Below are 21,212 nucleotides of genomic sequence, written 5' to 3' on the forward strand. Positions count from 1 at the left end.
GGGTGCTACCGCGAGAACCAACGAGGACGCCAGGAACGGGATACGGCCAGGTGGCAGCGGCAACTCGTGTGAGGGAACAAGTGCCAGCCCCAGATCGCTGGGGAGAGGTCTTCGGCGACGACACCGTCGCCGCCGCGATGATCGACCGTCTCGTCCACCACGCCGAGGTGATCTCGCTGAAGGGCGACAGCTACCGCATGCGCGGCCGCGACCTCGGACGGGTTCCCGCCGCCAACAGCGGGGAATGACCAACATCAACTGACGCAGTGGGGGGTCATTTTTCACCCGCCGGAACTGGGTCACGATTCACCCGTCGCCGACAGAGGGCGGGAGTCAGTCTCACTGACTCCCGCCCTCTCTTGTTGTCTCTCACTATCCGCGCACCATCTGCGATGCACGCGACACACCTCCGACACGCTCACGCGCTCCTCACGAGCAGGGCACCCCTGACGACGTCGGGGGGCTCTGCGGAAGCATGTGGACATGCCCAAACCGAAGAGCTTCACAGCGTGGTTAATGACCTAAACCGATCGAAATAGTGGCATCGGCGACCTCGCCGACGATGTCGCTAATAATGCCGACTGGCCCTCACGGAAGGGGCGGTCGGGCAGCACGCCTACCTCGAAGAGTGCGGCGCCATTCCAGCCGCCATCGAGATGTTCGAAGACGCCTGGGTTCGATACGAGGCGTACCGGGCGGCGCTAGGCGATGCCTGAGCCGATAGCGCGGGCCAACAGGGCTTTTGGACACTCGCTGCACCTCTAGCGCTACGGCCTGTCCGACGGGTCGCGTCACCGACCCCGCACCCGACAGCAATGTCACCCGAACGGCCTAACATGACGTGTCGCCCACATGGATGAACATCAAGCTGAGTGGTGTCCCAACCGAGGCAATCCGTGAAAGGCGAACCAAATGCGCATTCGACGAATCCTCGCCGCCGTCATCGCCACGGCAGCCCTCGCCGGACTCGGCCTCACAGGCGCCGCCACCGCCACCGCCACAACCGCCACCCCCGCCAGCCTCACCCCGGGTGAGTGCGAGCAGGGCGGCGGAACGGTCGATCGGTCGAACACGTCCGCGGCTGGGCTCCCGACCTGCAAGGGCGGCAAGTTCAACGGGCAGGAAGTCGACTAAACCCCACTAGGCGCCCCGCAGCCACGCGCTGCGGGGCGCTCCCACGCGAGCGTAGCCGGGAGAGCCGCAGGTACGTGCCGACCCATAAGGGCGGTCCGAATCTCCCGGACCGCCCTCGCAGCGCGATGACACGGAGCGCTATGCACCGTCTCCGTCCTCTTCCAATGCCCTTGTGATCTTCGCGTAGGCGGCTTCCTCGTGGCCGTCGATGCACCCGTGGTAGCGCCGGTGGATCACCTCGGGAGAGTTGCCGACCCGCCGGGCAACCTCAGCGATCGGTACCCCAGCGTTCAGCCACCGCGTGATGCATGCGTGCCGCAGGTCGTAGGGGCGCCCGGCCAACGGCGAGTCGACGCGCTCAGGCGGGAGCGCATACTCCCGCGCCTCCTCCCACACCCGCCAGTAGGTAGAAGAGCCGACCACTCCCCCACGCTCGTTGCCGAACACGCGCCCTTCCTTGGCCGTGCCGAACGCGTCCAGGTGCGCCCGCAGGATCGCCACCAGGACGGGCGGAATGGGGACCGGCCGGTCGCTCTTGGCCTCCCTCGCTTTCAGCCCGCGGCGGTCGTGGCGTTCCCCGGAATCGGTCCACTGCTTACCGGAGACGGGACGCGTCTCCCGGAGCGTCAGCGTGCCCCATTCTGTGTCCGGGATATGGCAGTCAGACCGCCTCAGTCCGGCCGCCTCAGCCGGACGCAGGCCCGCGTAGTACAGGACCGCGTAGAACGCCACGAGGCGCCTCCCACGGCACCGATCCCACGACCCGACGTAGGACACTGCCGCGAGCAACTGGCGTGCCTGTAGGGCGTTCACGAGGACTCGCCGGTCCACCACGTCATTGGAGCCGACGTGCTTCCGACGGGCCCGCTGAAGCGGGTTCTCCGAGAGGTCGCCCGCGACCACCGCGTGTTCGAGAGCGGTGTTCAGGGCACGGCGGCGGCGCCTGTAGGTGTCGCCGGCCGCCGGGGTGCCGTCCAGCTTGTACCCGAGGCGGTAAAGCACGTCCTCGAACACCGCAGCGTCTGCCACATCGCCCACCGGACGATCCGTCGTGGTGAGCCAGGCATACGCGACTTTGAGGTCGGCCGGCGGATCCTCGCCCGCATTCGCAGGCACGATCCCCCACCGGAAGGCCACCGCAATTGCTCATCCGAGGGAACACCGTTCCCGCGCTTGACCATGGCGAGCGTTACGGCTGCAAGACCGTCCGCCATGCCCTCTCGGGTCTTGGCCGCGCTCGTACGCCACCGCCCGGCGATGTATTTCCGACAGAACTCGAACCACTGCAACGGCGGTCGGCCCTTGCCAAGCCAGGCCGGTCCGCGGGCTGCCGGGATCCACTGGGTGAACGTCAATCCGTGTAAGAGGATCGGCCAGTTCGCATCGACGAGGCCTCCATCATGTTGCCTACGCGACGAATAGACTCCGGAAGCTGTGGGAACCACGCCTGGGGCGTCACAGGGCGAGCGATGGCAACCTGCCAGATAAATTATCGGCGTCGACACCGAATCACCGAACACGTTTGCGGGGCGCGCCCGCGTTCAAAGGGCATGTTCCATACGGCCGTCAACCCCGTCAGGTCCGTGAACAGGCTGCCTGGAGAAACATGGCGCACCCTCCCTCGTCCTCAGGATTCGTCCCAACTCACAGAAACCTTCCAAAGGTAGTGCGCAGGAGGCCACCTTCCTTTACCATCAGCCCCTATGGCAGCATTCGTCGCATCAATCGCATTGAACTACCATGAAAATTGGGACATTTGCAAGCGGGAGAGTCTTTGGGGCGTCCCGCGCGGCAACAACGCAGAGAAGGCTGCACGCATGCTCGAGTCTGGCGACTCCATCTTTGTGTGGCTTTCTGGAGGCCCCACGCGAGGGGGTGGACTTGCAGCATGGATACGAGCAACTGAGCCCGCTGCTACTGCAGGATATGTTCCATGGCCTGACGCCGCACGATACGCATACACCATTCCTATAGAGCTAATCGGCGAACTTCCCCACCCCATCCCTGACTCATTTCCCAATAATAGGGCTAGCGAGCGATTCGGCATCCAGAACATGTGGGTCAACTGGGGATTCTGGCATGTTCCGGCTCACGTTGCTGACAGTCTGCAAGCATGCTTCTCAACGAGCTGAGAAATGTATTGCAGCATAGTGCTAGGCCGCCGCTGGCCGGACCCCGATGTGTGCACGTGCGCCTCGGGTCCGATCATTCAGCTGCGTCAGCATGGCAATCGATCGGCCAGGTGGCCAAGGGCTTCTGACCGAGACCGCGGTGCGTGACTGGGTCAGGGTGGCCAAGGTCGATGCCGGCGAGCGGGACAGCCTGACCAGCGACGAACGCGAGAAGTTAGCCCGACTGCAGCGGAACGGCCGACTGCGGGAGGACGTGGAGGTCCTCAAACGGGCCACGGCCTTCTTCGCATCAAGGAGACCCGGTGACGGCACAGCGTTCATGACTCACCTCGCAGTGGCGGCCACTGTCGTGCTCGGCTCGGCCGCCCCGGGAGTGCTGGCGATCAGCTCCGTTCAGCCGCAAGGACATCTTCCAGTGACCCAGGGGCCGCCCTGGTCACCTCCGCCGCAATCATCCGTTTGGGACGACGCCTCAGACCCGAATATCGGGTAGCCCGGCAGCGGATGCGCGACCTGCGTCGACGCGCCCGCGAGCTGAAGGACCCGGCGAGCGCCCACTGCGCAGCACGTCGGTTCACGACGCTCGCAACCTCCAGAATATGGGTGCCAAGACGATCAAGGCTCTGATCGACGCGGGCATCCGCACCGCGGCCGGCTTCACCGGGGTGGCCTTCAGCCAGAACCAGTCGTACGGGAACCGCATCGCCTACCTCGTCCGCCCGAGCGGCCTGCGGGTCCGTGTGTCCGCCATCGGGAAGGCCAGTGCTACCGCCCTGAATGGCGAGGCGAATGAACAACTGGCACTACCAAGTGGCCCGGACCCGCCCCGAACAGCTTCCTGCGATCAGGTTTCCCGGTCGACCTTGACCCTCGACCTTGTGCAGGGCTCACAGTTCCGGTGTGGAGAGCGAGATGCGCGGCATTGGTGAGATGGGGCGGGTCAGTGGGCTGGGTGTGAGTGCCCTGCGCTTCTATGACCGTGCCGGGGTGCTGGTGCCCGCCTGGGTGGATCCCGTCAGCGGGTATCGCTGGTACAGCCCTGGACAGCTGCAAGAAGCGCAGGTTTTGGCCCGGTTGCGGCGGGCCGGCATGCCCCTGGCGGACGTTCGGCTCGTCCTGGCCGGTTGGGCCGGTGCCGATACCGACCTGGTGCGCGAGCTGCTTCAGGCGCATCTGCGTCGGCTCGAACTGGGGCTGTCCGAAGCCCGCAGTGAGTTCTCCGCGATCCGAGAACTGCTCGAACACCGGGAGAACAACATGAGTTCGCTTCGCTCCGCCTCCGTCCGGCTGGACGTCTCTGCCGTCTCTGCCTCTGAGTTGGCCGCCGCGTTGGACGCTGTCCGGTTCGCGGCAAGCCACGATCCTGACCTGCCCATGCTCGGCGGCGTTCTGTTCGACGTGGAAGGTGAGGCTCTGCGCGTCGTGGCCACCGACCGGTACCGGATGGCCGTCGCCCACGCCGGGACCGCCGGGCACAGCGGGCCCCGTGCACACGTCGTCGTGCCCGCCCCGCTCGCCGACGCCATGCGGGCTTTGCTCAGCGGCGAGGAGCCCGTTCGGCTCGTTCTGGACGGTGATCGCGTGGCGCTGGAGACCGGGAACGGGCAGGCCGCTGGGCAGTGCCTCGGCCACGAGTTCCCTGATTACCGTCGGCTCGTCCAGCTGCCCGCCGGGCGCCGCGTCCTCGTCGACGTGCCTGCTTTGCGGGAGGCCGTGGAGATTGGGCCCGTCCGCAAGAGCGAGGTGCGCGAGCAGGACGGGGAGTCCTACGACCTCAGCGTTCTGCGGGTGGCCGGCGACGGCACCCTCGTCATCTGCGACGACGGTGACTACGGCGACAGCGATCAGGAAAAGTTCCAGGACCAGGAGCAGAATCAGGTCGCTTTCAATCGCGAGTTCCTGCTCGACGCGCTTGCCGCTGGAGCCCGGGATCAGTTGATTCTCGAGTTCGGTGTCCCCAACGCGCCCCTCGCCATCCGTCGGCCCGACGACGAGGACACCTTCTCGGTACTCATGCCGGTTCGCCTGGAGCACTAGGTTCTTCGGCCACGGCATTCTCGGGCTACGGCACCAGCACCAGTTTCCCCCTCGCCGCCGACGTCTCCAGCAGTTCGTGCGCCCGGGCGGCGTCGGAGAGGGGCATGCGTTCCGTCACCACCGGGTGGATGTCGCCTTGGCGGAGATGGGTTAGCAGTGTCCCGAAGTCCTCCTCGAACCAAGTCCTGTTGCGGGGACCTCCGCCCACGGGGAACGCCGGTGGGCGGCTCGCCATGGGCAGTAGTTGGTGGCGGTCTCGTAGTTTCTGGATGCGGTAGGCGCCTACTCGCCGGCTCGGGGAGAGCAGGCCCCAGAGGGCGACGGCGCCCGTCGAGCCGTACCACTCCAGCCATCCCCGCCAGCTCTTCCGGCCGCGCGCGAGCATCGCGTAGTGACCGAACACGACCAGGCGTCCGCCGGGGCGCAGGGCGCGGAAGGAGCGCAGGGAGAGTGCGCCTCCCAGGCCGTCGAGGACGACGTCCACGCCCTTTCCGGGGAGGGCGCGCACCCGGGACAGGAAATCCTCGTTGCGGTAGTCGATCGCCATCGCGCCGTGCCGCTCCACCGCGGCGCGGTCGCGTGCCGACGCCGTTCCGTAGAGGCGTAGGCCGGCCAGCGCTCCCAGTTCCAGGACGGCCGTGCCCACCCTGCCGGCGGCGCCGTGGACGAGCAGCGTCTCCCCGCGCTTCACCCGTGCCACGCGGTGCAGGAGTTGATAAGCGGTCACGTAGGTCAGGACCAGGCTGACTACCAGCGCCGGGTCGAGGTCGTCCGGTACCTCCACCGCGTCCGCCTCCAGCAGGCAGACCTGCTCCGCGTAGGCGCCCCAGACCGTGAGCGCTGCGATGCGGTCTCCCACGCGCAGTCGTGAGCAGCCCGGGCCGATTTCCTCCACTACGCCTACGAGTTCGTAGCCGGGGGTGAACGGTGGCCTGGGCACGCCCAGGTACGTTCCGGCGCGCAGTTGGGCATCGGTGAACGACACGCCTGCCGCCAGCGTCCTGACGCGTACCTCGCCGGGGCCAGGGCGGGGGGTGTCCTCCTCCACCAGCCTCAAAGCCTCGGGGCCGCCGAAGTGGTCGACTACGACGAGCTTCACAACCTCACCTCGGCCTTCGCGGAAGCCTCCAACCGGTGCGCCTCATGCGGTTCTCGGCTTTCTGGCGGTCGTCTTCTTCGCGGTCGTCTTCTTCGCGGTCGTCTTCTTCGCCGCCGTCTTCTTGGCCGGCTGCTTCTTCGCCGTCGTCGTCTTCTTCTTCGGCTTCGGGAGTTCGTGCACCTCGGCCGGGGCCGCCTGTTCGCCTCGGGACGCTCTCGCCTGCTGTACGGACGCGTTCAGCGCGGCCATGAGGTCGAGGACCTGGGCCGGCTCCTCCGGCTCCGGTGCCTCCGGGAGCGGCTTCTCCTCGCGTTTCGCCTCGATGATCCTCGCGATGGCCTCGGTGTACTGGTCCTGGAAGTCTGGGCCTTCGAGGGAGTCCGTGGTCATGGTGTCCATGAGGGCGAGCGCGCCCTCGATCTCGTCGTCCGTCACCTCGACCGGCGGTGGGAGCAGCTCGGTGGGGTCGCGAATCTCGTCCGGCCAGCGCATCGCGTGCAGCACCAGGACGTCGTCGCGCACCCGCAGCAGGCCGAGCCGCTCCCTGCCGCTCCAGGCGTACTTCGCCACGGCCACCTTGCTCGAGCGGCCGAGTGCCTGGACGAGCAGCTTGTACGGCTTGGCCGCGACCTCGCCGGCCGGCTGCAGGTAGTAGCCCTCGGCGATCCGGATCGGGTCGATCGACCCCAGCGGTACGAACGCGTCGATCTCGATCGCCTTCGCCGTCGGCAGCGGCAGGTTGCTCAAGTCCTCGTCCGTGATGGGGATGACCTGCGTCTTGGTCAGCTCGTAGCCCTTGCCGATCTCCTCCTGGGGGACCTCGCGGTCCTCCAGTTCGCACACCTTGCGGTAGCGGACCCGGCCCATGTCCTCCAGGTGGTACTGGTGGAACCGGATGCTGTGGTCCTCGGTGGCGCCGACCACGTTGATCGGCACGGTGACCAGACCGAACGAGATGGCGCCGGACCAGATGGTTCGGGGCATGGCAGACCTCCGCGAGTACCCCGAGCATCACCAGGCTACGAGGGTCTCCCGAGCCGCGCAGGGTACGTGCGTCCGACTGGGCTGCCGGTGCGCCTCGGCCGGCTCGGGCCCAGGGCCTGTCGTCAAATTGCCGTCATCGCCGCGGGACAGACGGGAATTAGACCCCGGCCCTGTTAACAACGCTCGTGATCAATACACCTAGCGGGCCGTGGGTCCCTGCAGTGACTCCTCGTCGTCGTGTGCGGCGTACGGGTGGACGAATCCCTCGCCGTCGAAGGGGGTGAACCAGTCCTCGACTCCCAGCGCCGCCAGGTCCTCCGGGTCTGGGTCGGGGTCCTCGTCGATGGCGTCCGCGAGGTTCTCCAGGGCCGTGGCGACCTCGTCGGTGAGGAGGTCGTAGAGGTCGGCCGTCACCTCGGCCTGGGCGAGGAGGAACTTCAGCAGGATCTCCTCGGCCACGCAGACCGGGCGGGTGGGCCGGGGCTGGGTGAGGCGGGCCGTCAGGGTCACCGCGGTGACCGTCAGACGGCGGGTGAACAGGACGGTGTACTCGTCGGCGAACTGCGGGGGCAGGTCGTCCAGGAGCATGAAGGTGGCGTCGCTCTCCGCCACCGTGGGTCCGTCCTCCTCCAGGCCGGCGAGGTCGGTGAAGAGTTCGTCCACCAGCAGGTCCATGGCGAACACGACGGCGCCTGCCGCGATCTCCGCCGCCTCTCGGCCGACCGTACGTTCCTCCGGGTCGTCGTGATGGCCGAAGCAGTCCAGCGGGAAGGCCACCAGAGTGGGTGCCAGGGCGCGGAGCCGGGAGCGCATGGCCTCGACTTCGGTGGGGTGGAGACGGCCGGAGGCCGGTGCGTGCTCGGCCGCCGCGTGACGCCGTGCGCGTTCCGCCGGGTCGGCCGGCGGGGCGTCGGGGCCGTCGGCCGCGTCGAGGCTCTCCTGGAGGAGTTCGGAGTTCAGCTCCACCCCGCAACTGGTGATCCGCCAGTCGGCCAGTGGTTCGGACCGCTCCAGGATTTCCGTTACGACCTCACGAGCGGCGTCCTCCGCGAATTCCAGCGCGGGTGCGTCCACGAAGAGCTTCAGCAGGGCGCCGCCGGGATGGGCGGCGATGACGTCGTCCATCAGCTGGATCTCCATCCCGTCGGGTCCCTCGATCGCTTCCAGCGAGTCGAACCCCTTCCGCAGCAAGAAGATGACGCCCTCCCGCTGGAGCGCGTCGAGTTCCGGGGCCCCCTTGGGGAGGGCCATGGCCACGGTCACCACGTAAGTCACGCCCTCATCGTGCCCGAGGTGTCCCGCCTCGCGGGTGGGAATCCGGGTCCGTCCCGGCCTTGGGCAGCGGTTTTCACGCCGAGCGCGTGCGGGACGACGTCGCCTTCTTCGCCGCGGTCTTCTTCGGGGGTGTCTTCGCCGTACTGCTGGACCCGGACTTGGACGCCGTGGTCTTCGCCGTCTTGGTGGTTTTCGCCGTCTTCGTGGTCTTCGCGGCCGACGTCTTCTTCGTGCCCTCGGAGGCCTTGGAGGTCGACTTCTTCGGGGCCGCGGTCTTCCTTGTCGCGGCCTTCTTCGCCGTCGTGGAGGTCGACTTCTTGCCGCCCGCCACCTTGGGGGTGGAGCGGCGCCGGGCGAGGGTCCTGACCTCGGCCTCCTTGGCCGAAGCCGATCCCGGAGCCGATCCCGGAGCCGAAGTCCGTGCACCCGTTCCTTGCCCGTCCCGGGACTCCCGGGCCGCGCGTACGCTCTTCTCCAGGGCCGCCATCAGGTCCAGCACCTTGCCGCCGGCGGCGGGCTCGGGGGCCTCGGGCAGGGCCTCGCCGGCCGCCTTCGCCGCGATGACCTCCTCCAGTGCCTCGCGGTACTCGTCGTGCAGGTCCTCCAGGTCGACCTCGCCGAGGGTGTCCATGAGGGCGTCCGCCAGGTCGAGTTCCTTGGGGCGGACGGTGACGCGCGTGTCCGGGGCCACGCCCTCGGTGGCGCGTACCTCGTCCGGCCACAGCAGGCCGTGCATCGCGATCGCGTCGCCGACCACGCGCAGCATGCCCAGACGCTCCCGGCCGCGCAGTGCGAACTTGGCGATGGCGACCTTGTTGCTGCGCTTGAGGGCCTCGCGCAGGAGTGTGTACGGCTTGGCGGCGGGGGCTCCGCCGGTGGCCAGGTAGTAGGCCGTGCCCATCTGGAGCGGGTCGATCCGGTCGGCCGGTACGAAGGCGACGATCTCGATCGTGCGGGCGGTCGGGATCGGGAGGTGGGAGAGGTCCTCGTCGGTGATCGGGATGATCGTCCCGTCCGCGTCCTCGTATCCCTTGCCGATCTCCGCCTGGCTCACCTCGTGGTCGTCCAGTTCGCACACCTTGCGGTAGCGGATGCGGCCGTTGTCCTCGGCGTGGATCTGGCGGAAGGAGATCGAGTGGCTCTCGGTGGCGTTCACCAGCTTGATCGGGATGCTGACGAGACCGAAGGAGATGGCGCCGTTCCATATGGATCGCACGTGCAGCAGCCTTCCTTTCGGTTTCTGGTGTTCCATTACGTAATGTCTGGGATTGTCATCCTATGACGCCTATCACAGAGGTGGACGGGCGACGGGTGGCGCTCAGCAACCTGGAGAAGGTGCTGTATCCGGAGACCGGCTTCACCAAGGGCGAGCTGGTGCACTACTACGCGACCACCGCCGAGGTGCTGCTTCCGCATCTGCGCGACCGTGCGGTGTCCTTCCTGCGGTATCCGGACGGGCCGGACGGGCAGGTGTTCTTCACCAAGAACGTGCCGCCGGGTACGCCCGAGTGGGTCACGACCGCCGAGGTCCCCCGGTCGGAGGGGCCGGCCCGGATGGTGGTCGTGCAGGATCTGGCGAGCCTGGTCTGGGCGGCGAACCTGGTGACCGAGTTCCACACGCACCAGTGGCTGGTCCAGTCGCCGGACGAGGCCGACCGGCTGGTGTTCGATCTGGATCCGGGGGCGCCCGCGACGATCGTCCACTGCTGTGAGGTCGCCCTGTGGCTGCGGGACCGGCTGGCCGCGGACGGGATCGAGGCGTACGCCAAGACGGCGGGGTCGAAGGGGCTGCATCTGCTGGCGGCCGTGCGGGGAGCGTCGTCCGAGCGGACGAGCGAGTACGCGAAGGCGCTGGCGGTGGAGGCCGAGCGGGCGATGTCGGGGCTGGTGGTGCACCGGATGACGAAGAGTCTGCGACCGGGGAAGGTGTTCGTCGACTGGAGTCAGAACGCCGGGCGCAAGACGACGGCCGCGCCGTACACGCTGCGGGCGCGGGGGGCTCCGACGGTGTCCGCGCCGGTGCGGTGGGAGGAGGTCGCGGAGTGTCGGGAGCCGGGGCAGCTGGAGTTTGTGGCCGGGGACATCGGGGCTCGGGTGCGGGGGTACGGGGATCTGCTGGCGCCGTTGCTCGATGCGGGGCGGTCGGCGTCGTTGCCGTGAGAGGGTTTTCGCCCCCGGCGCCCCTACCCGTCCCGACCAGGGGACTCCGTCCCCTGCGACCCCTGCTGGGGGCTGCCGCCCCCAGACCCGCGCTTCGGCCCTGAACGGGCCTCGTCCTCAAACGCCGGACGGGCTGGTTTCCCGGACCCCCGCCCACATGCTCCGAACGATCCGGTTTCCTGGCCCCTCGTCCTCAAACGCCGGACGGGCTGATTCCGCGGACCGTCGCCCTCGGACCCTTTCCGCCCTCACACCCTCCCCCACGTCTCCCGATCCCGCGCCATCGCGTGCAGTGCCTCCACGTCCGCCGGCTTAAGGGTTCCGCCCAGGCGGGCCAGGGTTGTCAGTTCCGGGTCCTGGAGGATGCGGATGCCGCGGGGCGGGGCGCTGATCGTCACGTCGGACGGTGGGCCCACGAGGGCCAGGACGGGGTGGACCTCGGCGGTCAGGGCGTAGGTGGCGCGGTCGGCGTCGGCGCGCAGCCGGCGCAGCAGCGGCTCGGCCTCGCGGCGGCCCACGGTGACCATCGGGTCGGCCACCCGGACCCGCTGCTTGCGGGCGTACAGGGCGTGGCAGGCGAAGAGGCCGCCGGGGCCGATGAGCAGGTGGTGGATGCGGGCGCCGCCGGGCAGCGGGACGGAGTGCAGGGCGTGCCAGCCGGCTCCCTCCAGCCGGTCCAGTGCCTCGCCGACCGTCTGCTCGGCGGTCAGGGCGCGCCGGCGCGGGTCCGGGCGGAGCCGGTGGGTGGGGCCGGGGTCCCGTTCCAGGGCGACGAGCAGGGCCTCGCCGGGGCGGTTGGGTGCGAGGTCGTCGTCCGGGTGCAGGGTCAGCCGGGCCAGTTCCGCCGGGGTGGGCACCGGGGGCGGGCCCACGGTCACCGGGCCGGTCAGGAAGGGGCGCAGTGTCTCGAGCACGTCCTCGCGGCGGTTCTCGCCGATCAGGTTCACCCGGCCGGTCTCACGGTCGTACCAGGCGACGTTCTCTCCGTCCGGGCCGCAGACGTACAGCCGTTCACGGCCGTGCCGCCAGGTCGGCACCACGCGCAGTCCGCTCATGCGCCATCACCCCTCGACCATGGGAACAGGCGGGGTGCTCCCACGGCAAGAACCCGGCTACCTTGGAGAGCGGCCCTGGAGAGCGGCCCTGTACGGGGGAGTTGGGGAGGCGCCGTTGCGGACCCGCGAGAAGCAGTCCGACGTACCGGCCCCGGACAGCCCGTGGAGCGAGATCGAGCCCGGCCTGTGGATGGGCGGGCACGAGTTCCGGGGCGGTTCGGGGCGGCTGGAGCTCGCCGTCGTACGTGATCAGTTCGACGTGGTGCAGACGCTGCTGCGACTGCCGGGGTACGGGCCCGGCCCCGGGACGGAGCACCATGTGTGGCCGATTCCGGACGGGCCGCTGGACGGGACCCAGCTCGCGGGGGTGATACGGCTGGCCCGGGCGGCGCAGGAGGCTCTGGACTCCGGGCGCTCGGTGCTGGTGCGCTGCTACCACGGGTACAACCGCTCGGGTCTGGTCGTCGGGCACACGCTGGTCCGGCGGGGCCGCACCGCCGAGGAGGCGATCGACCTGATCCGTGCCAAGCGCTCCCCCTGGGCGCTGCACAACGAGCTGTTCGTGGAGTACCTGAGGGCGGGACTGGCCACCGCCCGACTGCTCGAGGAACTGGCCGAGTAGCCTCTCCCCAGCACGGCCCCGAGTGCGCAAAAAGGACTTCCCTATGAATAAGGTGTACGGGGCCTTGATCGTCCCCGCAGCCCCAGGAGCACCGTGTCAGCCCGTCGCCCCGTGCGCACCGCCCTCGCCGCGGCCGCCGTCGCCCTGCTGTCGCTGACGGCGGCGGCCTGTGGGGACCGGGGCGGTCTGGAGGGCGCCGGGGCGACTCCGACGGCGGTGAGCCCGGCGAGGCTCTGGCCGGACCTGAGACCTGCGTCCAGCCCGGCCTACCCCTACGACGAGGGGAGCACGGAGACCGTCAAGGGTGTCCGGGTGCCGGGCGACGACATCAGGAAGGTCGACCCGGTGGACGTCGTACGGGCCGAGATCGCCGCGCACGCGGCGGACTACGGGTCGAAGGGGGCGTTCCACGGGACCGTGGACCGGATGAAGGAGTGCGTCCCGGGCGGCGACCGGGCGCGCTGCCCGCTGCTGAAGGCGTACTACCGGGACCTGACCGGGGACGGCCGGGACGACATGACGCTCGGCTTCCGGCTGTACCCGACCAACCAGACCGCGGTGCGGGTCTACACGGTCGAGAAGCACAAGCTGGTGCAGGTGCTGGCCGACAACGACGCGATCATCGGCGTGGAGCTGGCCGGGCGTGCGGTGATCGTCCGCTCGCCGGCCGGGATCTCCGGGTACGAGTACCGCACCACCTGGACCTGGGATCCGGAACAGCGGGCGATGGTGTTCTCCCGTGACGAGTTCCTGCGCACCGGCAGGGGCAGGCACAGCCACGCGCCCTCCCCGTCGGCCGACGCGGGCGCCTCACCCTCGGCCGACGCGGGTGCCTCACCCTCGGCCGACGCGGGTGCCTCCCCTTCGGCGAGCGCCCGATGAGGCCGGCGCTCCCCCAGTGGGTGGGGACGCTCGCGGTGAAGACGGCCGCGTTCATCACGGTGATGAGCTGCGCGCTGGCCGCGCTGCTCGGCGTGCTGGTGCATGTGTCGGTGACCAACCAGACCGTCGGCCGGGCCCGTGACCTGGCGCTGTCCCGGCTGGAGGACGCCACGCACGCGTACGAGGCGGGGGACGCGCTGCTGCCGGGTGCGGGGGTGGACCCGGCGGGACTGCCCGCGCGGTTGCGGGCGCTCGCGGTGGCCGGGGAACGCGGCACGATGGTCGCCTCGGACCAGGGGCGGCCGATCATGTGGGCGGCGGGCCCGGCCGACGGGCACCGGGCGCTCGCGGTGGAGGTCGACTACTCGCAGCAGTCCCGTACGATCGCCGGGCTCGACGGGTCCATCCTGTGGTCGTCGGCGCTGGCGATCGGGGCGACGGTGCTGGTCGGGGCGTTCGCGGTGACCCGGGTGACGCGCCGGCTGCACGGCACCGCGCGGGTGGCCCGGCGGATCAGCGCGGGCGACCTGGACGCCCGGGTGAACGACCCCCGGACCGAGGACCCGACCCGCCCGCAGGACGAGGTGGCCGCGGTGGCGGCCGCGCTGGACTCGATGGCCGCGTCGCTGCAGAGCAAGCTGCTGAGCGAGCAGCGGTTCACCGCGGACGTGGCGCACGAGCTGCGTACTCCGCTGACCGGGCTGCACGCGGCGGCCGAACTGCTGCCGCCCGGCCGGCCGACCGAGCTGGTCCGGGACCGGGTGGCGGCGCTGCGGACGCTCACAGAGGACCTGCTGGAGATCTCCCGCCTGGACACCGGCCGGGAGCGGCAGGAGGTGGCCACCGAGGAGCTGGGCGCGCTGGCCGGGCGCGTGGTGCGGGCTTCGGGGACGGACACCGAGGTGCGGATCGTGCGGGACGCCCGGGTGGAGACCGACCGGCGGCGCCTGGAGCGGGTGCTGGGCAACCTGGTGGCCAACGCGCACAAGCACGGGGGCCCTCCGGTGGTTCTGACGGTGGACGGGCCCGTGGTGACCGTGCGGGACCACGGCGGCGGGTATCCGGAGTACCTGGTGGCGCACGGGCCGCAGCGGTTCCGTACCGAGGGCGGGGCGAAGGGACACGGGCTGGGGCTGACCATCGCGGTGGGGCAGGCGGAGGTGCTGGGCGCTTGGCTGGCGTTCGGCAATGCGCTGGATGGCGGGGCCGTCGCCGTGCTGACCTTGCCCTGGGCTGAGGGCCGGTAAGAGCTCGGGGCTCGGCTGCGTCGCGGGCTGCGGGTCGGGGGCGGCCGCGCCCGCGCGGCGGAGCCGCTGATGTCACAGCCCCGCGCCCCTTGGGAGCGCTCCGCGCTCCCCGGAGCGTCTGCCCGGCCGGACTGTCGTATTTCGGTAGGTTCCGGACATGACCAAGGCCGGAACCGCCGTGGTGGCGCCGCAGGCACCCGCTCCCGCCGTACGCCTGCGCCGGCGCCGTGGCATGGAACTCGCCCTGATCGTGCTGGCCGTGCTGCTGTCCGTGTACGGGTACTGCGCCGTGGGCCTGGCGCGGAGCGGTACGGTCCCGCCGGGCGCCGCCGGTTACGGCGCCGGGCTCGGCGTGCTCGCCCTGTGCGCGCATCTCGCGGTCCGTGTCCGGGCGCCGTACGCCGATCCCCTCCCGCTGCCCATCGGTGTGCTGCTCAACGGCCTCGGCCTGGTGCTGATCTACCGGCTGGACCTGGAGACGCCGGGCGACCGGGCGGCCCCCGCCCAGCTGGTGTGGTCCACGCTCGGGGTGGGGCTGTTCATCGCCGTCGTGCTGGTGCTGCGCGACCACCGGGTGCTCCAGCGCTACTCCTACGTGTGCGTGGTCGCGGCCCTGGCACTGCTTCTGCTGCCGATCCTCTTCCCGGCGGTCAACGGCGCCCGCATCTGGATCCGGATCGCCGGATTCTCCATCCAGCCGGGCGAGTTCGCGAAGGTGCTGCTGGCCGTGTTCTTCGCCGCCTACCTGGCGGCCAACCGCAACGCGCTCGCGTACACGGGCCGCAGGCTGTGGCGGATCCAGTTCCCGACCGGGCGGGTGCTCGGCCCGATCGTGACGATCTGGCTGCTGAGCGTCGGAGTGCTGGTCCTGGAGCGCGACCTCGGCACCTCGCTGCTCTTCTTCGGCCTGTTCGTCGTCCTGCTGTACGTCGCCACCGGCCGGACCGGCTGGATCGCGGTCGGCCTGGTGCTCGCGGTGCTCGGGGCCTTCGCCGTCGGCCGTCTGGAGCCGCATGTGAACGGCCGGATCGAGGACTGGCTGCACCCCTTCGCCACCATCGAGGCCGGGCTGGGCCCCAACCAGCTCTCGCAGTCCCTGTTCGCCTTCGCGGCGGGCGGGTTCCTCGGCGCCGGGCTCGGGCTCGGCCACTCCATCCTCATCGGCTTCGCCACCAAGTCCGACTTCATCCTGGCGACGGCCGGGGAGGAACTGGGCCTGGCGGGCCTCGCGGCGATCCTGGTGCTCTACGCCCTGCTCGTGGAGCGCGGCTACCGGGCGGGACTCGCCCTGCGCGAGCCGTTCGGGCGGCTGCTCGCGGTCGGTCTGGCCTCGATCCTGGCGCTGCAGGTGTTCGTGATCGCGGGCGGGGTCACCGGTCTGATCCCGCTGACCGGCATGGCGATGCCGTTCCTCGCCCAGGGCGGCTCCTCGGTGGTCACCAACTGGGCGATCGTGGCCCTGCTGATCCGGGTGAGCGACTCGGCCCGCAGCCAGTACGACGGGCAGGAGGCCCCGTGACCGAGTACGGCAACGGCCTGCCGATGGCGAAGTACATCCGGCACGCCTGCGTGTTCTGCACGCTGCTGCTGGCGGCCCTGCTGGTCAACGCCGCGCGGGTGCAGCTCGTCCAGTCGGCGTCCTACGACGCCAACCCGGCCAACCGCCGCCCCGCCATCGCCCGTTACCAGCAGCCGCGCGGCGACATCCTGGTCGGCGGCGAGCCGGTCACCGGCTCCACGGACACCGGCGAGCAGCTGCGCTACGAACGCACCTACCGCAACGGCCCGTTGTACGCGCCGGTCACCGGCTTCGCCTCGCAGATGTACGGCACCACGTTCCTGGAGGACGCCGAGGACGGGGTGCTCTCCGGCACCGACCCGATGCTCGCGCCGCTGCCGCTGTGGCACGACGTGACGCGCAGGCCGAGCCGCGGCGGGAACGTCGTCACGACCCTGAACCGGGCGGCGCAGGAGGCCGCGTACCGGGGACTGCGCGGCCGCAAGGGTGCGGTGGCCGCGATCGAGCCGGCCACGGGCCGCATCCTGGCGCTGGTGTCGACGCCGTCGTACGACCCCGCCGAGCTGTCCGGCAACGGCGAGGCGACGGCGTCGATGTGGTCGCGGCTCAACCACGACCCGGAGAAGCCGATGCTCAACCGGGCGGTGCGGCAGACCTATCCGCCGGGTTCGACGTTCAAGGTGGTCACCGCGGCGGCGGCGCTGGACGCGGGTGTGATCACGGACCTGAACCAGCGCACCCGGTCCCCCGACCCCTACCGGCTGCCCGGCTCCACCACCCGGCTGACCAACGAGGGCGACGGCTGCCGGAACGCCTCGCTGCGGGAGGCCTTCGCGTGGTCCTGCAACACGGTGTTCGCCAAGCTGGGCGTGGACGTGGGGGTGGCGGACATGGCGGGCACGGCCCAGGCGTTCGGCTTCAACGACACCCGGCTGCGGGTCCCCTTCGCCGTCTCGCCCAGCACCTTCGACACCCACGTGGACAAGGCGCAGCTGGCGCTGTCCTCGATCGGGCAGTACAACACGCGGGCGACTCCGCTGCAGATGGCGATGGTCGCGGCGGCCGTCGCCGACGACGGCCGGCTGCGGACGCCGTATCTCGTGGAGCGCATCACCCGCCGGGGCGGCGAGACGATCGCGGGCGGGGGTGTGCGACCGGAGCGGCAGGTGATGCGCCCGTCGTCGGCCGTACGGCTGAGGGAGCTGATGACCGACGTGGTCCGTGAGGGCACCGGCACCAACGCGGCCATCCGCGGTGCCACGGTGGGCGGCAAGACCGGCACGGCCCAGCACGGTGTCGGCAACGCCGGCGTGCCGTACGCCTGGTTCGTCTCCTGGGCGCAGGCCGACAACGCCCTGGAGCCGAAGGTCGCGGTCGCGGTGGTGGTCGAGGACGCCGCGGCGGACCGGGGCGAGATCAGTGGCGGCGGGGACGCGGCACCGATCGCGAAGGAGGTCATGCGGGCGGTTCTCGGGTTGTGAGACGGGGGGTACCGCGGCACACCGCGGCCGACCTACCGTTCGGTCATGACGCTTGCGCCGGCCACGCACGAACTCGCCCAGGTCAACATCGCCCGCCTCAAGTATCCGTTGGACTCGCCGCAGTTGAAGGACTTCGTCGACGCGCTCGACCCGGTGAACGCCGTGGCCGACGCCTCGGACGGATTCGTCTGGCGGCTGCAGAGCGACGCCGGAGACGCGACCGACATCGCGGTCTTCGAAGATGAATGGCTGATCGTCAACATGTCGGTGTGGCGGGACACGAACGCGCTCACGGCGTTCATGTACCAGGGACGGCACCGGGAGTTGCTGTCCCGGCGCCGGGACTGGTTCGAGCGGTTGGCGGAGGCCGTCACCACGCTGTGGTGGGTGCCGGCCGGCCACCGCCCGACCGTGGCCGAGGCGGAGGACCGGCTGCTGCACCTGAGGGCGCACGGCCCGACGCCGTACGCCTTCACGCTGCGGACGTCGTTCCCCGCGCAGGAGACGGAGGCGGTCAGCCGACCGGCTTGAGCATCTCGGAGCGGACCTCGACGGTGTTCCGGGCCGCGGCGTCGAGGTCGACGTCGGCGGGGTCCTTGCGGGACAGGCTGACCTCGCCGACCACGGCCGCCGTGTTGCCGTCCGCCCAGGCGCACACGGGGTAGGCGATCGTGACCTGGGCCCGGCTCTGGGTCAGCACCTCGCAGCTGATGGTGACGTCCGCGCCGGACGGGGTGACGTCCTTGGCGGGTTCGGACACCGTCACACCGTCGGCCTCGGTGGCGCCCTTGAGCATGTTGCGGCGGACCGAGTCCTCGTTCTTGAACCGGCCGTACATGCTCGACACCAGCAGCATGCCCTTGGAGTCGTCGCCGCCCGGGCTGTAGCGGCCGACCAGGGCGTGGATGTCCTTGGCGTCCCAGGCGCCGTCGGCCTCGTCCTCCACCTTCTTGCCCTCGGTGTCGGAGAGGTCCTCGGCGAGGACGTACTTCCCGTGCAGCAGCTCGTGGGGCAGGGTCAGCCTGTTCTTCGCCGCCGGGAAGCCGCTCTCGATCACCGCCCCGAGCAGCACGAGTCCCACGACGCCGACCGTGACGACGCCGCCGACGATCCCGAGCACCAGTCCGACCCGGCGCTTCTTCGGGGGCGGGCCCATGGGCGGGACGCCCCATGCGGGGTACGGCTGCTGCGGCGGGTAGGGCTGCGGGGCGCCGTAGGGCTGCTGCTGCGGGTAAGGCTGCTGCTGCGGGTACGGGGAGCCGTAGGGACCCGGGGCCTGCGGGGGCTGCCCGCCGTACGGGTGCGGGGGCTGGTTCGGGTACTGCGGCTGCTGGGGCGGCGGAGGCATGGACACGCCAGAACGTTACTGCACGTGAGTGACGCTCAGGTCTCGGCCGCCCCCGACTCGATCGCCTCCCGCACCTCGGCCACCCGCTCCCGCTCCTCCGCCGCGAAGCGTTCCGCGTCCAGCTGCTCGGCGATCTCCTCGTCCTGGGCCATCAGCAGGTCCAGGTTGGAGTCCCCCATCTCGAACACGCCCATGTCGACGTAGGCCTGCTGGAGCCGCTCGCCCCAGAGGCCGATGTCCTTGACGCAGGGCACGATGCGGCTGAAGAGGAGCTTGCGGAACAGCTGGAGGAACTCGGAGTTCTCGCTGATCCGCTCGGCCTCCGCCCGCGGGATGCCGAAGTTCTCCAGCACCTCGACGCCGCGCAGCCGGTCGCGCATCAGATAGCAGCCCTCGATGACGAACTCCTCGCGCTCGCGCAGTTCGGCATCGGTGAGCTGCTTGTAGTAGTCGCGCAGGGCCATGCGCCCGAAGGCCACGTGCCGGGCCTCGTCCTGCATCACGTAGGCCAGGATCTGCTTGGGCAGGGGTTTGTCGGTGGTGTCCCGGATCATGCCGAACGCGGCGAGGGCGAGCCCCTCGATCAGGACCTGCATGCCCAGGTACGGCATGTCCCAGCGGCTGTCGCGGAGGGTGTCGGCGAGGAGGGACTGGAGGTTGTCGTTGATCGGGTAGAGCATCCCGATCTTCTCGTGCAGGAAGCGGCCGTAGATCTCGGCGTGCCGGGCCTCGTCCATCGTCTGGGTCGCCGAGTAGAACTTGGCGTCCATGTCGGGCACCGACTCCACGATCCGGGCCGCGCAGATCATCGCGCCCTGCTCGCCGTGCAGGAACTGGCTGAACTGCCAGGAGGCGTAGTGCCGGCGCAGTTCACCCTTGTCCTTGTCGGTGAGCTTGGCCCAGTACGGGGTGCCGTAGAGCGACATCGCCTCATCGGGGGTGCCGAGCGGGTCGTAGGGGTCGACCTCCAGCTCCCAGTCGATGCGCCGCTGTCCGTCCCACTGCTTGTCCTTGCCCTTCTGGTAGAGGGCGAGCAGGCGGTCCCGTCCCCCGTCGTACTCCCAGCTGAAGCGGGCCGCGCCGGTCGCGGGCACCTGCCAGGGGGAGTCCTTGGGGTCGTTGGCGTACAGGTCGTGGCTCGGCATACCTCGCAGAGTCACACGTAGACGCCGAGTCAACAAGTCATGCGCGAGGGATTGACGGCCTTGCTGACAGGCAGTCTCATAAGAGGCGGACGACGTACCCCCGGTAACGAGGTGAGGGAGCCATGACGACCCTGACGGAAGCGGACGCGCTCGACGGGCTGCGCGACGCGCTCGGCCTGCTCAAGGACCGGGAACAGGTGGCCGAACGGCTACTCGTCTCTTCCGCCAAGCACTCCTTCGATCCGGACAAGGAGCTGGACTGGGACGCGCCCTTCGAGGAGGGCAAGTGGTTCTGGCCGCCGGAGCTGGTCTCGCTGTACGGCACCCCGATGTGGAAGCGGATGGGCGAGGAGCAGCGGATCCTGCTCTCCCAGCACGAGGCCGCCGCGCTGGCCTCGCTCGGCATCTGGTTCGAGATCATCCTGATGCAGCTGCTGGTGCGGCACATCTACGACAAGGCCGCGACGAGCGCGCACGTCCGCTACGCCCTCACCGAGATCGAGGACGAGTGCCGGCACTCGAAGATGTTCGCGCGGCTGATCGAGCGGGGCGACGCGCCCTGGTACCCGGTGAGCCGGGCGCACCAGAACCTCGGCCGTCTGTTCAAGACAATCTCCACGACCCCCGGTTCCTTCACGGCCACGCTGCTCGGCGAGGAGGTGCTGGACTGGATGCAGCGGCTGACCTTCCCGGACGAGCGGGTGCAGCCCCTGATCCGCGGGGTCACGCGCATCCACGTGGTCGAGGAGGCCCGGCACGTCCGGTACGCCCGTGAGGAGCTGCGGCGCCAGATGCTGACGGCGCCGAAGTGGTCGCAGGAGTTCACCCGGGTGACGTCCGGCGAGTTCGCCCGGGTGTTCTCGGTGGCGTTCGTCAATCCCGAGGTCTACACCAACGTCGGCCTGGACAAGCGGGAGGCGATGGCCCAGGTGAAGGCGAGCGGCCACCGGCGGGAGGTCATGCAGACGGGCGCGAAGCGGCTGACGGACTTCCTGGACGACATCGGGGTGCTGCGGGGGGTCGGTCGGCGTCTGTGGAGGTCGTCCGGGTTGCTGGCGTAGGCCGGGGCCGGGGGAAGGCCGGGGGCGGGGT

At 70.0% G+C, this 21,212-nt stretch carries 20 protein-coding genes; 12 read left to right on the forward strand and 8 right to left on the reverse strand.

All coding sequences use genetic code 11. The features are described from left to right. Positions 1-80: 80 nt before the first annotated feature. Complete coding sequence (locus AC07CM_RS11420; RefSeq protein WP_468107834.1) at positions 81-248, forward strand: ATP-binding protein; 168 nt, start codon at positions 81-83, stop codon at positions 246-248. Positions 249-912: 664 nt separating this feature from the next. Beyond that, the gene (locus AC07CM_RS11425) at positions 913-1,134 is read left to right on the forward strand and encodes a hypothetical protein (RefSeq protein ID WP_478876137.1); all 222 of its coding nucleotides are present in this window, start codon (positions 913-915) and stop codon (positions 1,132-1,134) included. Positions 1,135-1,272: 138 nt separating this feature from the next. Here the strand turns inward: AC07CM_RS11425 and AC07CM_RS11430 are convergent, their stop codons facing one another. After that, positions 1,273-2,271, reverse strand: coding sequence for a tyrosine-type recombinase/integrase (locus AC07CM_RS11430; protein ID WP_478876138.1), 999 nt, complete (start codon positions 2,269-2,271; stop codon positions 1,273-1,275). Between the two features lie 1,594 nt (positions 2,272-3,865). Here AC07CM_RS11430 and AC07CM_RS11435 point away from each other — a divergent pair. Continuing rightward, positions 3,866-4,195 (forward strand): hypothetical protein, encoded by a 330-nt coding sequence (locus AC07CM_RS11435; RefSeq protein ID WP_478876139.1) that lies wholly within the window; start codon positions 3,866-3,868, stop codon positions 4,193-4,195. Beyond that, positions 4,167-5,303: a DNA polymerase III subunit beta family protein gene (locus AC07CM_RS11440; RefSeq protein WP_478876140.1), complete on the forward strand. Its 1,137-nt coding sequence runs from the start codon at positions 4,167-4,169 to the stop codon at positions 5,301-5,303. The genes AC07CM_RS11435 and AC07CM_RS11440 overlap by 29 nt, the downstream gene beginning before the upstream one ends. Before the next feature lie 25 nt (positions 5,304-5,328). On the opposite strand, the gene AC07CM_RS11445 is transcribed toward AC07CM_RS11440, so the two are convergent. From AC07CM_RS11445 to ku (AC07CM_RS11460), 4 genes are all read right to left on the reverse strand, one after another. Further along, positions 5,329-6,402 (reverse strand): medium chain dehydrogenase/reductase family protein, encoded by a 1,074-nt coding sequence (locus tag AC07CM_RS11445; protein ID WP_478876141.1) that lies wholly within the window; start codon positions 6,400-6,402, stop codon positions 5,329-5,331. A 42-nt stretch (positions 6,403-6,444) separates the two neighbouring features. Continuing rightward, positions 6,445-7,386: a non-homologous end joining protein Ku gene (gene ku, locus AC07CM_RS11450; protein ID WP_478876142.1), complete on the reverse strand. Its 942-nt coding sequence runs from the start codon at positions 7,384-7,386 to the stop codon at positions 6,445-6,447. 198 nt (positions 7,387-7,584) lie between these two features. After that, complete coding sequence (locus AC07CM_RS11455) at positions 7,585-8,661, reverse strand: hypothetical protein (RefSeq protein ID WP_478876143.1); 1,077 nt, start codon at positions 8,659-8,661, stop codon at positions 7,585-7,587. Between the two features lie 73 nt (positions 8,662-8,734). After that, positions 8,735-9,877: a non-homologous end joining protein Ku gene (gene ku, locus AC07CM_RS11460; protein ID WP_478876144.1), complete on the reverse strand. Its 1,143-nt coding sequence runs from the start codon at positions 9,875-9,877 to the stop codon at positions 8,735-8,737. 62 nt (positions 9,878-9,939) lie between these two features. Between ku (AC07CM_RS11460) and ligD the strand changes: the two genes are divergently transcribed. Continuing rightward, positions 9,940-10,821, forward strand: coding sequence for a non-homologous end-joining DNA ligase (ligD, locus tag AC07CM_RS11465; protein WP_478876145.1), 882 nt, complete (start codon positions 9,940-9,942; stop codon positions 10,819-10,821). A gap of 248 nt (positions 10,822-11,069) precedes the next feature. On the opposite strand, the gene AC07CM_RS11470 is transcribed toward ligD, so the two are convergent. Beyond that, positions 11,070-11,876: a nuclease-related domain-containing protein gene (locus AC07CM_RS11470; RefSeq protein ID WP_478876146.1), complete on the reverse strand. Its 807-nt coding sequence runs from the start codon at positions 11,874-11,876 to the stop codon at positions 11,070-11,072. 115 nt (positions 11,877-11,991) lie between these two features. Between AC07CM_RS11470 and AC07CM_RS11475 the strand changes: the two genes are divergently transcribed. The 6 genes from AC07CM_RS11475 (at position 11,992) to AC07CM_RS11500 (ending at position 18,158) form a co-directional block, all read left to right on the forward strand. After that, the gene (locus AC07CM_RS11475) at positions 11,992-12,498 is read left to right on the forward strand and encodes a protein-tyrosine phosphatase family protein (RefSeq protein WP_478876147.1); all 507 of its coding nucleotides are present in this window, start codon (positions 11,992-11,994) and stop codon (positions 12,496-12,498) included. 93 nt (positions 12,499-12,591) lie between these two features. Then, positions 12,592-13,380 carry a hypothetical protein gene (locus AC07CM_RS11480; RefSeq protein WP_478876148.1) on the forward strand — a complete coding sequence of 263 codons (789 nt, stop codon included), beginning with the start codon at positions 12,592-12,594 and terminating at the stop codon, positions 13,378-13,380. Next, positions 13,377-14,627, forward strand: a complete 1,251-nt coding sequence (locus AC07CM_RS11485; RefSeq protein WP_478876149.1) for an ATP-binding protein — start codon at positions 13,377-13,379, stop codon at positions 14,625-14,627. Before AC07CM_RS11480 ends, AC07CM_RS11485 begins: the two co-directional genes overlap by 4 nt. Before the next feature lie 157 nt (positions 14,628-14,784). After that, the gene (locus tag AC07CM_RS11490; RefSeq protein ID WP_478876150.1) at positions 14,785-16,146 is read left to right on the forward strand and encodes an FtsW/RodA/SpoVE family cell cycle protein; all 1,362 of its coding nucleotides are present in this window, start codon (positions 14,785-14,787) and stop codon (positions 16,144-16,146) included. Between the two features lie 23 nt (positions 16,147-16,169). Beyond that, complete coding sequence (locus tag AC07CM_RS11495; protein ID WP_478876436.1) at positions 16,170-17,627, forward strand: penicillin-binding transpeptidase domain-containing protein; 1,458 nt, start codon at positions 16,170-16,172, stop codon at positions 17,625-17,627. Between the two features lie 45 nt (positions 17,628-17,672). After that, positions 17,673-18,158, forward strand: coding sequence for a DUF3291 domain-containing protein (locus tag AC07CM_RS11500; protein ID WP_478876151.1), 486 nt, complete (start codon positions 17,673-17,675; stop codon positions 18,156-18,158). Here the strand turns inward: AC07CM_RS11500 and AC07CM_RS11505 are convergent. Together AC07CM_RS11505 and AC07CM_RS11510 are read right to left on the reverse strand one after the other, a co-directional pair. Continuing rightward, positions 18,142-18,975, reverse strand: a complete 834-nt coding sequence (locus tag AC07CM_RS11505; protein ID WP_478876437.1) for a hypothetical protein — start codon at positions 18,973-18,975, stop codon at positions 18,142-18,144. The genes AC07CM_RS11500 and AC07CM_RS11505 overlap by 17 nt on opposite strands. Before the next feature lie 35 nt (positions 18,976-19,010). Continuing rightward, positions 19,011-20,120, reverse strand: a complete 1,110-nt coding sequence (locus AC07CM_RS11510; RefSeq protein ID WP_478876152.1) for a ferritin-like domain-containing protein — start codon at positions 20,118-20,120, stop codon at positions 19,011-19,013. 122 nt (positions 20,121-20,242) lie between these two features. Here AC07CM_RS11510 and AC07CM_RS11515 point away from each other — a divergent pair, with 122 nt between their 5' ends. After that, positions 20,243-21,181 carry an AurF N-oxygenase family protein gene (locus tag AC07CM_RS11515; RefSeq protein WP_478876153.1) on the forward strand — a complete coding sequence of 313 codons (939 nt, stop codon included), beginning with the start codon at positions 20,243-20,245 and terminating at the stop codon, positions 21,179-21,181. Positions 21,182-21,212: the final 31 nt, after the last annotated feature.

The sequence above is a fragment of the Streptomyces sp. NPDC044061 genome (assembly GCF_056434305.1).

Bases quoted from the DNA above. Each gene is read 5' to 3' on its own strand.
- AC07CM_RS11425 (WP_478876137.1), top strand. From the start codon at position 913: ATGCGCATTCGACGAATCCTCGCCGCCGTCATCGCCACGGCAGCCCTC.
- AC07CM_RS11435 (WP_478876139.1), top strand. From the start codon at position 3,866: ATGGGTGCCAAGACGATCAAGGCTCTGATCGACGCGGGCATCCGCACC.
- ku (WP_478876142.1), bottom strand. From the start codon at position 7,386: ATGCCCCGAACCATCTGGTCCGGCGCCATCTCGTTCGGTCTGGTCACC.
- ligD (WP_478876145.1), top strand. From the start codon at position 9,940: ATGACGCCTATCACAGAGGTGGACGGGCGACGGGTGGCGCTCAGCAAC.
- AC07CM_RS11470 (WP_478876146.1), bottom strand. From the start codon at position 11,876: ATGAGCGGACTGCGCGTGGTGCCGACCTGGCGGCACGGCCGTGAACGG.
- AC07CM_RS11485 (WP_478876149.1), top strand. From the start codon at position 13,377: ATGAGGCCGGCGCTCCCCCAGTGGGTGGGGACGCTCGCGGTGAAGACG.
- AC07CM_RS11490 (WP_478876150.1), top strand. From the start codon at position 14,785: ATGACCAAGGCCGGAACCGCCGTGGTGGCGCCGCAGGCACCCGCTCCC.
- AC07CM_RS11495 (WP_478876436.1), top strand. From the start codon at position 16,170: ATGGCGAAGTACATCCGGCACGCCTGCGTGTTCTGCACGCTGCTGCTG.
- AC07CM_RS11500 (WP_478876151.1), top strand. From the start codon at position 17,673: ATGACGCTTGCGCCGGCCACGCACGAACTCGCCCAGGTCAACATCGCC.
- AC07CM_RS11505 (WP_478876437.1), bottom strand. From the start codon at position 18,975: ATGCCTCCGCCGCCCCAGCAGCCGCAGTACCCGAACCAGCCCCCGCAC.
- AC07CM_RS11510 (WP_478876152.1), bottom strand. From the start codon at position 20,120: ATGCCGAGCCACGACCTGTACGCCAACGACCCCAAGGACTCCCCCTGG.
- AC07CM_RS11515 (WP_478876153.1), top strand. From the start codon at position 20,243: ATGACGACCCTGACGGAAGCGGACGCGCTCGACGGGCTGCGCGACGCG.